The following is a 14,557-nucleotide window of genomic DNA, read 5'->3' as shown; positions in this document are numbered from 1 at the left end:
TGATCACGCACTTTCCAGGACACGCCCATCGGCTAGGGGCCCGGATGGGTCGTAAGGCCGCGCGCCCTTGTCGGTGATTTCACGAAGCAGCGACTGTTGGCGCTTGCGGGCTTCCTCGATGGCCGCCGCCTTCACGTGTCCAAAGCCGCGAATCTGCTCCGGAATACGAGCAAGCTCCAGGCACTTCTTCGGATCGGTCGCAATGAAAGGCAGCGTTGCCTGAATGCTCGCTTTGTACTCTGCAATCAACGCGCGCTCCATCCGGCGCTCATGCGTGTATCCGAACGGATCAAATCGCGTGCCCCGCAGAAACTTCAGCCGCGCAAGTAGTCCAAACGCCTGGTTCATCCAGCTGCCATACAGCTTCTTGCGAGGAAGACCATCGGAACCACGGCGAGCAAACATCGGCGGAGCCAGCGAGAACCTAACCTTGTACTCACCGTCGAACTGGCTTTCGATCAGCCTGCGCAGATTCGCGGAGGCGTGGAGCCGTGCGACCTCGTACTCATCCTTGTAAGCCATCAGCTTGTAGAGGTTCTTGGCAACGACCTGCTCATAGCCGTCCGGCTTCTTATCCCCGGATGACCGAACCACCTGCAGGAACACTTCGTACTCCTGGGCATAGCCTGCACTCTGGTAGGCTACCAACCGACCGCGACGGTCTTCCAGCAACTGCTGGATGTTCTCCCTATCCGCACGGGGCAGCCATTGCACCACTGAAGCCGATCGATCGGCCAGGCGCTCGGGAGATGCCACATACTGCCGGCCGATCTTGAATGCCCGCATGTTGGCATCCACGGACTGCCCGTTCAGTTCGATGGCCCGGCTCAAGGCGTCAAGCGAGAGCGGAACATGACCGGCCTGCCACGCGGCACCCAGCATGATCATGTTCGCATAGACACCGTCCCCGCAGAATCGCACGGCGAGCTCCTGGGCAGGAACCTTTGCCAGACTCTTCTCCGCACAAGACCGCTCGACGGCCTCCCAGAGCCCCTTTTCTGGCATGGCGAAGTCGCGGTCTTGCTGGAAATCCGAAGTGGGCGAGACGTTCGTGTTCACGACGGCACTGCACTGCGCCTTAAGCCTGCTGATCGAGTCGGGGTGCGCGCTCACAACCAGATCGCCGCCGATCAGCGCATCTGCCGCCCCATCCGGGATTCGAGGCGAATAGATGCTCTGCGCCGAGTTCGCGATCCTCACGTGGCTCCATACAGCACCGCCCTTCTGTGCCAGGCCTGCCATGTCCATGACGGAGCAGTGCAAGCCTTGCAGGTGGGCGGCCATTCCCAGGATATTGCCAATCGTCAGCACCCCGGTGCCACCCACACCGTTGACGAGCACTGCATAGGCGGACTGCACCTGTGGCAGCTCGGGATGAGGCGGCTCGGTCCAGGTCGCCGGATCGTTCTCCGGACCCGAGCCCGTCGGCCTCTTCCGCAACGCTCCACCCTCCACTGCCACGAAGCTTGGACAGAAGCCGTCGGCGCAGGAGTAGTCCTTGTTGCAGGAAGATTGGTTGATCTGGCGCTTGCGGCCCAGTGGCGTCTCGAGGGGTTCGATCGAGACACAGTTGCTCTTCACTGTGCAGTCGCCGCATCCCTCGCACACTTCGGGATTGATCACGTAGCGGACGGCCGGATCCGGGTACTTGTTGCGCTTGCGCCGGCGGCGCTTCTCTGCGGCGCAGGTCTGGTCATAGACCAGGGCGGTCACGTTGGGCACCTCGCGCAGTTGCCGCTGAACGGCATCGAGATCGCTTCGATGGTGGAATGTGGTCCCGGGCGCGAACGCCGATTGATGTCCTTCGTACTTGTCGATGTCGTCACTGACGACCACGATGCGCTCGACGCCTTCCGCGCGAAGCAGTTGCGTCAGCATCGGCGCTGTCAGCGGGCCGTCATGCGACTGCCCGCCGGTAAGCGCCACGGCATCGTTGAAGAGAATCTTGAACGTCATCGGCGCCTTGGCCGCCACGGCCTGGCGGATCGCAAGCGAGCCCGAGTGGAAGAAGGTGCCGTCCCCCATGTTCGCAAACATGTGTGGCCGCTTCGAGAATCGGCTTTGCCCCACCCACGGGACGCCTTCGCCCCCCATGTGCGTGTAGCTCTCGGTGCGCCGATTCATCCAGTTGGCCATATAGTGGCAGCCAATCCCGGCCGTCGATCGCGAGCCCTCGGGTACCTTGGTGGAACTGTTGTGCGGGCAGCCGGAGCAAAAGTACGGCTTGCGCATAACGGGCGGAAGGAGGCTGCCAGTGTCGCTCAACTCCGGGAGAGCCTGGCATACACCTACGCCGTGCGCATGGAGTCGCGTCAGAATCGCAGCCGCAATGTCGGCAGGGCCCAGTTCCGCGTCACCTCGTAAGAGGCGCTGCTCGTCGGGGATCTCGAACTCCGAGTATTGGAGATCGCTGCTGGATTTGCCCACCACTCGTGGCGCCTTTTTCCCGCTCGCCGCCAACGGGTAAAGGATGTCCTTGACCTGCTGCTCGATCAGTGCCCGCTTCTCTTCGACCACGAAAATCTCATCAAGGCCTTCCGCGAACTCGCGGACGATACGGGGCTCCAGGGGCCAGACCATGCCGAGCTTCAGAAGAGCAATTCCCCTCGCTGCGAGTTCGCTCTCGCCAATGCCAAGCAACGCAAGGGCTTCGCGCACATCGTTGTAAGGCTTGCCCGCGGCAATGATGCCGATCCGGGAGCCGGCCCCTTTTGCGACGATGCGGTTCAATCCGTTGGCGCGGCAGTAGGACAAGGCCAGGGGCAGTTTGGAGCGGACGAGCCGCGGCTCTTGCGTGGCCCAGACGTCCGGCCAGCGGATGTGAACGTCTTCCGATGCCTTGAAATCCTCCGGAGGCCGGCATTCGACACGGAACGGGTCAACGTCCGCGACCGAAGTCGTCTCGACGATGTCGCCGACGCATTTCAGGCCCACCCACAAGCCCGAAACGCGGCTCATGGCCCAGCCGTGGATCCCGTAGTCGAGATACTCCTGCACGTTGCTCGGGTACAGGATGGGGATGAACGAGGCGACCAGCAACTGCTCGCTCTGGTGCGCAAACGAGGACGACTTGGCCGTGTGGTCGTCGGCGGCCAGCACGAGCGCTCCCCCATGCGGCGAGGTTCCAGCCGCATTGGCGTGCTTCAGGGCATCGGCACTCCTGTCGACACCCGGTCCCTTGCCGTACCACATGGCGAACACGCCGTCTACCGTCGCCTCCTCCGGGTGCTGCATCAACTGCTGCGTCCCCCAGCACGCGGTCGCCGCCAGGTCTTCGTTCACCCCGGGTATGAACTCGATGTGCTTCTCTTTCAGAAGCTTCTGGACACTCCAGAGTACCTGGTCAAGCCCGGACAGGGGCGACCCGCGGTAGCCGCTGACGAACCCTGCGGTGTTCAGGCCGGCTGCACGGTCACGCGCACTCTGGTTGAACAGCAGCCGAACCAATGCCTGGGTTCCACTGATGTAAGCGGGGCCGTGATCCAGCTGGTAGCGATCCTCGAGCCGGGCCGGGCGCAGCGGTGCACCCGGTGGTGGCGTGACTTTAGCCATATTGCCCCCTTCGAAAGGTGCCTTGCGGGAATCAGCCGCGCGCGACGACAGGCTCATGGGTTATCTCCTTGTAATACTTGGTCTGATGTGGGGTCTACGACGGCCTCGGCTTCCGGAGGCGGCACGCCGGCCCAAACGCGCCTCATCCGGGTCGGCGGCGTAACGGCGATCGCCACGCCCTTTGCCCGGGAGCAACTGGATGCACCGGTGTTGGCCCTGCCCTGGCAACGGCTGGGACAGGACGGAGCGATACCGTGCATCAGTAGTGGCCTTCCACAGCGCAGCAGCACCCGTGGTGCTGCCCCGATGGCCGCGGTGACCGGACGCTGGCAAGATTGGGGACATGAATCACGCCGCGCACACGGAAGACTGAGCCCGCGGCAGCGGACCGTCTTCAGCTTCATGGTTCAACGCTGGGCCGCTATCTTCAGTTTCTTGAGCGGATATAGTTGCTCATCAAAATCGTCAAGACTCGGGAATGAGAGCGGCGTCTCTTCGTCAAGCGACTGGATCCGGTCTCGCCACGCCCTCAGCATTGCAACCCTGTCGTCATGAGTGATGTATGGCACGTGCCAGGCGAAAAACGGCGGCAGTACATCCAGTCCGGTGTAGGCAAGCGTTCCCTGCAACAGGTGCCTCAACATCGATTCGAGCGGCCCGTGCACGCCGTCGCGTCCGAACATATGCTCCTGCCCGCCCAGCGTAACGCTCACCAGGGCCCGTTTGCCGCGAAGGCCTCCGCGGTCATAGAAGCGTGTTCCGCCGTACACCGTCCCAGACACAAGTACGCGGTCAATCCATCCTTTAAGGATGGCGGGCGTCGAGAACCAGAACAGCGGGAAATTGAGCACGAGCAGGTCACATTGCATGAGCTTGTCGAGCTCACGCTGGATATCCGAACTGATCGTGCCGGTCGCGACGCCATTGCGCTGTTCCAGCGCGTAGACGCAGTAGTCCGGATTGGCTCGATTGCCGAAATCAGCCGCGGATGCGACCGGATTAAAGCCCATCGCGTAGAGGTCCGAGACCTGGACCTCGTGTCCGGCTTCGCGGAACGCTTCCACCGCAACGGCCTTCAAAGCCGAACTGAAAGACTGGGGCTCCGGGTGAGCGTGAATGACTAGGACTTTCATTAAGACAGCACTCCAATGGCGAAAAACACAATACCGGCCAAGACAGCTATCACGGCGGTCGGAATCCCGATCAGGCAATACCCGCAATAGAAGTCCTTCACTTCGCTAGCACGGACAATGACGGGACCTGAGCAAGAGCCGACCACGGAGACGGCACCGCAGCGTTCGTGGGACATGCTCGCATTCGCATGCGCAGACCCAGGTATCTTCAAATCCGTCACGATCTCCGGTCGGGTCTCGCCCCATAGCCCTTGGCACTGTCGTGACCGATGGCTGTCGATCACCGAAGGCTGACTCCCTCTGCCGACGTTGGACTCCATACCGACTCCCTGTTCTTCCTGACCGCACTGCAGTTTCGGAACATCACGCCGGTTGATGCATCGGGCAATGAGCCGGGGACATGGACCAGTTTCCCAGCATGCCGATTTGCCGTACATTGGCTAAACTGACATATCCAGTGCGAAATACGACATCTGGAGCGCGGCGCGGGCATTCGTGCATGTACCGACTGCTACGCTCTCAGCCGGGGTGGGCTGGCTGACACACTTCAAATGGCGAATTCGCCTTCGCAGCGACAGTTGGGCGATGAAGCCCTTATGGCATCCAGGAGAAAATCTTGCCCGGATTCATCAGGTTATGCGGATCGAGGGCATGCTTGATAGCCCGCATGGTATCGACGGCGGCCGATCCGTACTCCTCGATCAGGAAGGCCATCTTATGCACACCAACGCCATGCTCACCCGTGCAGGTGCCGTTCATCTGAAGCGCGCGCTGGACGATACGATGGTTCAGGCGTTCCGCCTCCTCCAGCTCCTCCGGCTTATCCGGGTCGATCAGGATCGCAACGTGGAAATTGCCGTCGCCGACGTGGCCCACGATCGGGCACGGTAGCGCCGACGCGCTCAGATCCCGTGCTGTTTCAATGACGCACTCTGCAAGCCGCGATATCGGCACGCATACATCCGTGGTCACCGCGCGGCAGCCGGGCTTTAGCTGAAGCATTGCGAAGAAGGCGTTGTGCCGGGCGTTCCACAGGCGGCTGCGGTCTTCCGGCCGCGTCGCCCATTCGAAGTCTTCCCCGGCATTCTGCCGGGCTATGTCCTGCACCAGTTCCGCCTGTTCCTTTACGCCGGCGTCAGTGCCATGGAATTCGAAGAACAGCGTCGGCGCTTCGCGCAGCGTCAGATTCGAATAATGGTTGATAGAACGGATCGTGAGCGAGTCGACGAACTCGACGCGCGCAATCGGCACGCCAATCTGGATCGTTTCGATCACGCTGCGCACAGCATCTCCCATCGACGGAAACGTGCACACCGCAGCAGACACCGCCTCGGGCTGTGGATAGATTCTCAAGGTGACTTCGGTGATGATCCCGAGCGTGCCTTCCGAGCCAACGAACAGGCGCGTCAGGTCATAGCCAGCCGAGGATTTGCGCGCGCGTGCCGGTCTTGATCAGCCGCCCGTCAGCGAGTACGACTTTCAGATCCAGTACGTTGTCCCGCATCGTGCCATATCGCACCGCGTTGGTACCAGACGCGCGCGTCGCTGTCATGCCGCCGATGGTCGCGTCCGCGCCCGGATCGATCGGGAAGAAGAGCCCGGTATCGCGCAGGGCTTCGTTCACTTGTTTGCGTGAGATACCGGGCTCGACCGTGACAGTCAGGTCTTCGGCGTTGATCGACAGCACACGATTCATTTCCGACATATCGATCGTCACGCCCCCCTGTACAGCAAGCAGATGGCCCTCCAGCGACGAACCATTGCCATAAGGAATGATGGGCACATCGTAATGCGCACAGAGCTTTACCGTGGCTTGCACATCTTCGGTGCTGCGTGCGAATACGACTGCATCAGGCAATTGCGGATCGAAAGGCGATTCGTCTCGACCGTGATGCATGCGGACAGACTCGGCGGTTGATACTCGCTCGCCGAAGCTCGACTTCAGCGACGCGTGTAGTTCAGCAGGAAAAGGACGGCGGAGGGGTGCCGGCGGCGCTGGATGATTCACACATGTCTCCTTTACCAGGTAGCTTTAGGTTGTCAAATAGCGAACGTCGGTCATTTGTTGACAAGACGAGCGGGCACAGTCAGCGTCAATAACACGCCCACGACGTAAATTGCTGCGAGCACCAGTATGGCCAGATCCGTGCTCCCAGACATCTGTTTGATCCACCCGATGAGGTAGGAACTGACAAAGCCGCCAATGTTGCCGACCGAGGTAATGAATGCAATGGCAGCGGCGGCACCTATGCCAGTGAGAAAAGCGGTCGGCAGGCTCCAGAAGACCGGAAAGGCCGAATACACGCCGATGGCGGCGATTGATAGCGCAAAGAGTGCGCGAGTTGTATCCGAGCCCGAAAAGACACTGAGCACCAAACCGAACGCCCCGATCGACATTGCGCCAGCGAGATGCAGCTTGCGTTCGCGGCGCGCGTCGGCACTGCGGCTGAAGAACAGCATGCCGACGATCGCCAGCAAGAACGGAATTGCGGACAGCAAGCCAATTTTCAGCGGACTCACGACACCAGTCATCTTGATGATCGACGGCAACCAGAAGCTAATGCCATATCCACCCGTCGTGGCACAGAAATAGATGCCCGCCATTACCAACACGCGTCTGTCGCTAAAGATCTTTCGCAACTGAAGCTCGTGCTTGTCGTGCGCATCGACCTTGATATTTGCTGCAAGCAGGCTCTTCTCTTGCGGCGAGAGCCATGATGCATCCTGGATCCCGTCAGGCAACACCAGCAGAATCACCATACCCAGAACGATCGACGGCAACGCCTCCAGGACAAACAGCCATTGCCAGCCGGCAAAGCCATATGCGCCTGAAAGCGATTCCAGGATCCAGCCTGAAACCGGACCACCGATCAACCCCGATGCCGGAACTGCGGCAAAGAACAGGGCCATGATTTTTCCGCGTCGGTGTGCGGGGTACCAGTATGTCAGGTAGAGGACAATACCTGGCAGGAACCCAGCCTCAGCGACGCCGAGCAAGAATCGCAGGACGTAGAACGTGGTAGGAGTCTGGACGAACATCATGGAGGCTGACAACAGACCCCAGGTGATCATGATCCTGGAGATCCAGCGTCGAGCACCGACTCGGTGCTGGACAATGTTGCTCGGCACTTCGAAAAGCACATAGCCCAGGAAGAAGATCCCGGCGCCCAGTCCGTATGTCGCTTCGCTGAAGCTCAGATCGGACAGCATCTGTAGTTTGGCGAAACCCACGTTGACTCGATCGAGGAACGCCATGACGTAGCTGACGAAGAGCAGCGGGATCAATCTCCAGGTGACTTTTGCGTAAGCCACTCGTTCCATGGACTCTGCCGGACTGAGGTCAGCGGCACGTGCAACGCTGTTTGACATGTTGTCTCCAGAATTCTATTTCTTATGTGGGCTCGGAATATGAATGCCTGGTCTCCGCGCCAGATTTACTTCCGCGTGTATGTCCCAGCGGTGCTACACACCAGAGAACTGCGCATCGTTGCGCTTCTCGATGAAGGCCGAAACGCCCTCGACAAAATCTCGGGTGGCTGCGGATGCTCGGAATGACGCCAGTTCGGCCGACAGTTGCGCCTCGAGATCACGACCGAATGACGACTGTAATAGCCGCTTCGTTTGCCCATAGGCAAATGTCGGCCCGGTGGCGAGACGAGCCATCACCGCGTCCGTCACCTGCGACAGGTCCTGCCTGGGCACGACCCGGTTGACCAACCCGAGCTTCATCGCTTGATCGGCGTCCAGACTCTCGCCCAGCAATGCAATGCTCATCGCCTGGCGTAGCCCCACAATACGAGGCAGTGTCAGCGAAATGCCAAGATCCGGGCTGGCACCAATCTGCGTATAGCCAAACGCGAATTGCACGTCGTCGGACGCCACAGCAAGATCGCAAGCCAGCGCAACACTCATTCCCGCACCTGCCACCGGACCGTGCAGGCTGGCTACCACTGGTAATGGAAGCGAGACCAGTATGGAAAGTGCCTCATTCATCGGCGTGATCATCGCTTCAGCCGTATCAGCCGCCCCTTCGAATTCCTGGTAGAAGCGGCTCAGGTCCCCTCCTGCCATGAAAGCCCGCCCTTCACCGCTGATGACAACGGCGCGGCACGCTGGGCTCGCCTGGATTTGCCGGCACCGTTGAAGAAAGCACTCCGCCAACTCGGGCGATATCGCGTTGAGGTTGCGCGGCCGGTTAAAGCGGAGCCGGGCGATTCCTTCGTGCATCTCAAGCAACACCGCATCGTCACTGCTCTTCATCATCAGCATTTCCTTTCAGCGCAAACGCGTTGCGATCAGTCGTATTGGTAGAAGCCTCGCCCACTCTTCCGGCCGAGGTAGCCCGCATCAACCATTTCTTTCAGGAGCGGCGCAGGACGGTACTTCGGATCGTTGAAGCTCTGGTAGAAGACCTCCATGACCGAAAGCATCGTGTCGAGTCCAATCAGATCCGCCAGCGCGAGCGGACCAATGGGATGGTTTGCGCCGAGTTTCATCCCGTTGTCGATGTCCTCCGCAACCGCGAGGCCCTCCTGCAAAGCAAAGATGGCCTCATTGATCATCGGGCAGAGAATGCGATTGACTGCAAAACCGGGACTGTTCCGGGCGATGATTGATTTCTTGCCGATGGCTTCGACAAATGCCTCAATACGTTGCTGCGTTTCCTCCGAGGTCTGGAGGCCGCGAATCAACTCAACCAAGGCCATCAGTGGCACGGGATTGAAGAAGTGCGTGCCAATGCAGCGCTCCGGACGTGACGTGCCTGCCGCGAGCCTGGTGATGGAAATTGACGATGTATTGGTGGCAATGATTGCATCGGCGCCGACCACGGCATCGACTTCCTTAAGGATGCGCAGCTTCAGCGCTTCATTCTCAGTGGCGGCCTCAATCACAAGGTTGACGCCCGCCAGGTCGGCATATTGGGTGGTCCCACAGATGCGGGCCAATATCTCTTTCTTGTCAGCGGCTGACAGTCGCTCCTTCCTGATCAGGCGATCGAGGCTCTCTGAGATCACAGACAAGCCTCGTTGCAGCGCCTCATCGGAGACATCCATCAGCACGACGTTGATGCCAGCCGCTGCGCATACTTGCGCGATTCCATTGCCCATTGTCCCGGCGCCAATCACGCCGACATTGCTGATACTCATAAAGCAAGTCCTTTCCAAGTGCCTGATTCAGAATGCATTCGCGGAACGCGATCACGTGGAATCGTCAAGTGGACTGGCAATCCGCCTACCCGCGCGACGCCGCCCTCCGCTCCCAATGGGCTTCAGGGACCCACGGCTGAAGACAGTTTCTCCATCCGCCAATTTGCTGTACATTGGCAAGACTGACACATTGCGTGCGAATTACGACACACATCATGCACCGCGCCGCCATCCTTGCTTATGACGATTGCTACGCCTCCAGCTTGGGAGGCTTCGCTGATGTTCTACAGATCGCGAACTCCCACTTGCGGCGACAGCTCGGCGCTGGGGCTGTGCAGTTTGAGTGGCATTTTGTCTCGCCTACCGGCAAACCGGTCACAACGAGCAACGGGCTGCAAGTAAACACGCAGGCAATCCGCGCACGAGAAAAATTCGACCTGGTTTTTATCCCGAGCTTTCACTATGCGGGCAGCAAGGCATTCGACCAGTTGCTGGTCCGCCAGTCAGCCGCGTGCGACTGGCTAATCTCTCAGTGGGACGCTGGCGCTTGCCTGGCTGCGAATTGCACCGGCACGTTCCTCCTTGCCAAAACCGGCCTTCTCGACGGACGTCCTGCAACCACCACGTGGTGGCTGGCAGACCAGTTTCGCCACAGGTTTCCGCGGGTCGAGCTTCAGCTCGAACCAGTGATCACCGAAGCTGACCGACTGATCTGCGCCGGTGCATCGGCTTCCTATCTATTGCAGACCATTCACATCATTGAGCGCTTCTGCGGCCCCATGATTGCGTCCCAGTGTGCCAAGACGATGCTAATCGACGTCAGTCAGACAAAGCAGACTCCATATCTTCCGCTCCTGACCGATAAGGCCCACGCCGATTCACTGGTGCACCGCGCGCAACACTGGCTTCAAAAGAACATGGCCAAAGATGTAAGGATGTCCGACATGGCAAACGACCTGGGCGTGAGCGAGCGGACAATCATTCGCCGCTTTCAGGCGGCACTGGACCAACCGCCCCTTCGTTACCTGCAAAGCCTGCGCATAGAAGCCGCGCGAAGCCTGCTGGAAGCGGGAGACCTTAACGTTGAACGGATTGCAGTGCAGGTCGGTTACAACGACACAAGTTCCTTTTGCCGGCTGTTCAAGGAAAAGGTTGGTCTTAGCCCTGGAGCCTACAGGGGCCGCTTCCGTGGATCTTCAACGGCGGAGCAATGAACCAGATCTAACGCACTTCTAGCGGTCGACGATGCTCCCGATAGGGCTGTCCCAAGCGGACGCCTTCTCGGCCAATTCAAGCTTTGGCGCGCGCGTCTACACGAACGTCGGGTGTTCGTGTGCCATTGCTGCCGCTCGGCGTATCCACGCCGAACGGCAGAGTCACGCCCTGAGGCGGTCAGTCAAGGTTTTACAGAAGAAAGTTGGTGTCCGGCACGAGCAGTTGAGCCGAGCATTCTTGTCCGTCGTCGACAGCCGGAATGGTCATTCGCAACACGGTCATCGAAGTGAAATATGAACGTTGGCATTCGCGAGGTTCGCACTTCCGCCGCCTACTTAGACGTCACAGTACAAGACTTCTTCCAGCGCTGGTAATGATCAGTCTTCGCGCGCAAGCCGCGACAAGACGTCAGCAAGCACACGAATCTTGGACTGTGCGGCGCGTTGAGACGGATAGACGAGGAAGTAGGAAAGGCCGTTTTGCGCCACGTCGCCAAACGGCGTCACCAGCGCCCCTGCCCGGAGTCGGTCTCTCGCCATCCGAGGATCGCCGATTGCAACGCCATGCCCCTCCGTCGCAGAGGTGAGCGTCAATTCGAGGGTATCGAAGACGAGTCCACGGCTCGCGTCGATCTGCCGTGCGCCAACGCATTCTAGCCAGCAGCGCCACTCCTCACGGCCGTGTCCGGGATGGAGCAATTCGACATGAGCAAGGTCGGCTGCCGATTTCAGCGATGCGGCCAATTCGCTTGTACACATTGGCGTGAGTCTCTCCGCAAACAACGGTATCGCATCCATACCAGCCCACTGTCCGGTCCCACGCACAACGATGGCGTCGACGTCGGGCGTAGTGAAATCCGGCGTGTCGTCTGCCGATGTGGAGATGCGGAGCTCTGTCCCAGGCAGCGCGTGATTGATGTCAGGCAGCCGTGGGAGCAACCATCGAATCGCGAACGTGGACGGTAACCGCAGGGTGACGACTGACGCTGTTTTAGCGTGAACGTCTGCGTGTCGAACCAGTTGTGTGAGTACGTTCACTGCCACGGTCAGCAATGCGTTTCCTTCGGCTGTCAGCGTCAGCCCCGACGCATGACGCACAAAGAGTGCACATCGATAATGCGCTTCCAGTTGCTGGACCTGACGGCTCACCGCGCCCTGCGTTCGACACAGATGGTCAGCGGCCTTGCTGATGCTTCCAAGCTGTGCCGCAGCGACGAATGACTGGTACGCTGTCAGCGGGGGCAGAGAACGCGTGAGGTCAGCCAATGGATATGCATGGGCCGCATACCCGGGTTGCAAATCTTTCGATTGTTCAGTCATCGGTGCATCGCTATCGTGCCTGTACCGGATGCCCGTTTGAACACGGGCAGAGTTGTCAACGAATAATCGGAGAATGACTATGGCCTCATCGTCGGAAGCACTATACACGCGGCAGGTTCGCATCTACCTCAAGGAACTGGAGCGTGGCGATGTCGCTGCGATCTGTGCGTTGTTCACGCCAGACGCACAGATCTTTTCGCCGTTTCTCGGCTGGATGCGCCCTACACCTTTCTTTGCAAAGGTCAATGCAGCGTCGGGGGAAAGCAAGATCACGCCCATCGACATCTGCGTCAGCACGACGGGGGCTCGACGTGCGACAGGTTACTTCAACTACGACTGGGGCCTGAAAGACGGTTCCGCCGTGCGTTTCGAGTGCGTCGATGTGTTCGAGTTCGACGACAATGGGCTCATCGAGCGGATGATCATCGTCTACGATACCCATCCGATCCGCAGCACGGTCGGCGACAAATACGCGTAGTCGGAAGGATGCGCCTGCGTCGGACAGCAAACTTTGACGGACGTCGCTCGACGCAGAAAGCAAACGTTTGCGCATCCAGCCCCCAAGCTTGCTACCGACAGTGTGCTGTGGGGCGTGGTGCGCCACTTCCTAGACCAGAAGTGGTCGCCCGAAGAAGTCTCCGCTACGCTCAAACGCGCCTTCCCTGACGACCGCGACCGCCACGTGTCCCACGAGACCATCTACAACGCCATTTACGCCTATCCGTGAGGCGAACTGCGCCGGCAGCTTATCGCCTGCCTGCGCCAGGGGCGCGCCAAGCGCCTGTCGCACTCACATGACACTGACCGGCGCGGCCAGATTCCCGACATGGTCAGCATCCATGTGCGCCCGCCCGAGATCAACGACCGGCTCATGCCCGGCGCCACTTAATTTGCTTTTGCCATCACGGCCGGCGCGCATCCCCTATACTCTGCATGACACATTTCATCCAGAGCCAAACCATGGATTACACGCCCGGCATCAGCCAGCTCGCCGGCCTGCTCGCCGATCCTGGCCGCGCGGCCATGCTGTGGGCCCTGATGGATGGCAGCGCCCGGCCCGCCGGCGAGCTGGCGCTGATCGCGGGGCTGTCGGCCTCTTCCACCAGCGGCCACCTGGCGCGGCTGGCCGAAGGCGGTCTGCTGGTGGCCGAGACGCGCGGGCGCAACCGCTATTACCGCCTAGCCGCGCCGGAGATCGGCGTGGCGATCGAGGCGCTGGCGTCGGCGTCGCTGGCCAGCCAGCCGCCGCGGCTGCGCGACGTGCCGGTATCGCGCACCGCTCCACCGGCGCTGCGCCAGGCGCGCACCTGCTACGACCACCTGGCGGGCGAACTGGCCGTGGGCCTGTTCGAGCGGATGACGCATTCAGGCTGGCTGATGCTGGACGGACAGCGCATAGACCTGAGCGGCGACGGCGCGCAGGCGCTGGCGGGGCTGGGCGTCGACGTGGAGGCGGCACGGCGCAAGCGGCGCCAGTTTGCCTGCACCTGCCCGGACTGGAGCGAGCGCAAGCCGCACCTGGGCGGCGCGCTGGGCGCGGCGCTGTTGGGCAGCCTGCTGGCGCGCGGCTGGGTCGAGCCCACGCGCACCTCGCGCGCGTTGCGCGTGACACCGGCCGGCCAACGCGAGATCATGCGCATCGCGGCCTAGGAGACCGCAGCAACAGGAGAAAGTAGATGGCCAAACCACTGGACGACGACACGCAGGACGCGATTGCGCGTTTCTTCGCCCTGATCAACCTTGGCGACAGCGCGCAGACCTCGGCCCAGCTGTCGATGTTTGAAGATGCCTTGCTCGATGCCGAGGACGATGACACCGATGGCCAGGAACTGCTGTGGGTGATCCGCGAGGTCATCGACTGGCAGTCCGGGTTCTTTGTCGACTGGAAGGATGCCCAGTCCTTTATCGGCTGCCTGAACCAGCTGTGCGAACGGATGGACCTGGAGATCGACTGGGGCAGCGACGACCCCGAGGACGAGACCTTCCTGGAAAGCACCAGCGTGCCGGAACTGATGGAGCTGGTGCACAACCAGTTGCGCGTGGCCGGCTATACGCTGTGGAACTGGGATACGGGCGGCGATGCCTACGGCGGCTGGATCACGCGCAGCGAGGACGACGAGGAAATGCTGGATCTTGCCGAAGTGCTGCACTTTGACGTGCGGCCGGCCGAGCAGCCTTATTGACCGATGCC

Annotated in this window: 10 protein-coding genes and 2 pseudogenes; 5 read left to right on the top strand and 7 right to left on the bottom strand. The window is 60.6% G+C overall.

Translation table 11 applies throughout. The features are described 5' to 3' along the window. Positions 1–3: 3 nt before the first annotated feature. From ACW4E8_RS19235 to ACW4E8_RS19210, 6 genes and pseudogenes are all read right to left on the bottom strand, one after another. Positions 4–3,552, bottom strand: coding sequence for an indolepyruvate ferredoxin oxidoreductase family protein (locus tag ACW4E8_RS19235; RefSeq protein WP_456805995.1), 3,549 nt, complete (start codon positions 3,550–3,552; stop codon positions 4–6). A 407-nt stretch (positions 3,553–3,959) separates the two neighbouring features. Beyond that, positions 3,960–4,685 carry an NAD(P)H-dependent oxidoreductase gene (locus tag ACW4E8_RS19230; protein ID WP_456805975.1) on the bottom strand — a complete coding sequence of 242 codons (726 nt, stop codon included), beginning with the start codon at positions 4,683–4,685 and terminating at the stop codon, positions 3,960–3,962. 594 nt (positions 4,686–5,279) lie between these two features. After that, positions 5,280–6,693 (bottom strand): annotated as a pseudogene (locus ACW4E8_RS19225) (FAD-binding oxidoreductase). Positions 6,694–6,743: 50 nt separating this feature from the next. Next, the gene (locus ACW4E8_RS19220; RefSeq protein WP_456805974.1) at positions 6,744–8,054 is read right to left on the bottom strand and encodes an MFS transporter; all 1,311 of its coding nucleotides are present in this window, start codon (positions 8,052–8,054) and stop codon (positions 6,744–6,746) included. A gap of 93 nt (positions 8,055–8,147) precedes the next feature. Continuing rightward, a complete protein-coding gene (locus ACW4E8_RS19215; RefSeq protein WP_456805973.1) occupies positions 8,148–8,948 on the bottom strand; it encodes an enoyl-CoA hydratase/isomerase family protein in 801 nt (266 codons plus the stop codon). Positions 8,949–8,980: 32 nt separating this feature from the next. Beyond that, positions 8,981–9,832, bottom strand: a complete 852-nt coding sequence (locus ACW4E8_RS19210) for a 3-hydroxybutyryl-CoA dehydrogenase (protein WP_456805972.1) — start codon at positions 9,830–9,832, stop codon at positions 8,981–8,983. A gap of 215 nt (positions 9,833–10,047) precedes the next feature. Between ACW4E8_RS19210 and ACW4E8_RS19205 the strand changes: the two genes are divergently transcribed. Further along, entirely contained in the window at positions 10,048–11,046 is a 999-nt protein-coding gene (locus tag ACW4E8_RS19205; RefSeq protein ID WP_456805971.1) for a GlxA family transcriptional regulator, read from the top strand. A 378-nt stretch (positions 11,047–11,424) separates the two neighbouring features. Here ACW4E8_RS19205 and ACW4E8_RS19200 read toward each other — a convergent pair whose 3' ends face one another. After that, on the bottom strand, positions 11,425–12,366 hold the full coding sequence (locus ACW4E8_RS19200) for a LysR substrate-binding domain-containing protein (RefSeq protein WP_456805970.1): 942 nt from the start codon (positions 12,364–12,366) through the stop codon (positions 11,425–11,427). Positions 12,367–12,445: 79 nt separating this feature from the next. On the opposite strand from ACW4E8_RS19200, the gene ACW4E8_RS19195 reads away from it, so the two are divergent. The 4 genes and pseudogenes from ACW4E8_RS19195 (at position 12,446) to ACW4E8_RS19180 (ending at position 14,549) form a co-directional block, all read left to right on the top strand. Beyond that, positions 12,446–12,844: a nuclear transport factor 2 family protein gene (locus ACW4E8_RS19195; RefSeq protein WP_456805969.1), complete on the top strand. Its 399-nt coding sequence runs from the start codon at positions 12,446–12,448 to the stop codon at positions 12,842–12,844. Between the two features lie 75 nt (positions 12,845–12,919). Further along, positions 12,920–13,246: pseudogene (locus ACW4E8_RS19190) on the top strand (IS30 family transposase); the annotation flags it as partial. An 80-nt stretch (positions 13,247–13,326) separates the two neighbouring features. After that, complete coding sequence (locus tag ACW4E8_RS19185; RefSeq protein WP_456805968.1) at positions 13,327–14,016, top strand: ArsR/SmtB family transcription factor; 690 nt, start codon at positions 13,327–13,329, stop codon at positions 14,014–14,016. 26 nt (positions 14,017–14,042) lie between these two features. Continuing rightward, complete coding sequence (locus ACW4E8_RS19180) at positions 14,043–14,549, top strand: DUF6630 family protein (RefSeq protein ID WP_456805967.1); 507 nt, start codon at positions 14,043–14,045, stop codon at positions 14,547–14,549. The last annotated feature ends 8 nt before the right edge of the window (positions 14,550–14,557 follow it).

The organism is Cupriavidus sp. CP313, assembly GCF_054072015.1.
Note: the sequence above shows the minus strand (reverse complement) of the source record. Positions and strands in the feature narration are given on the sequence as shown.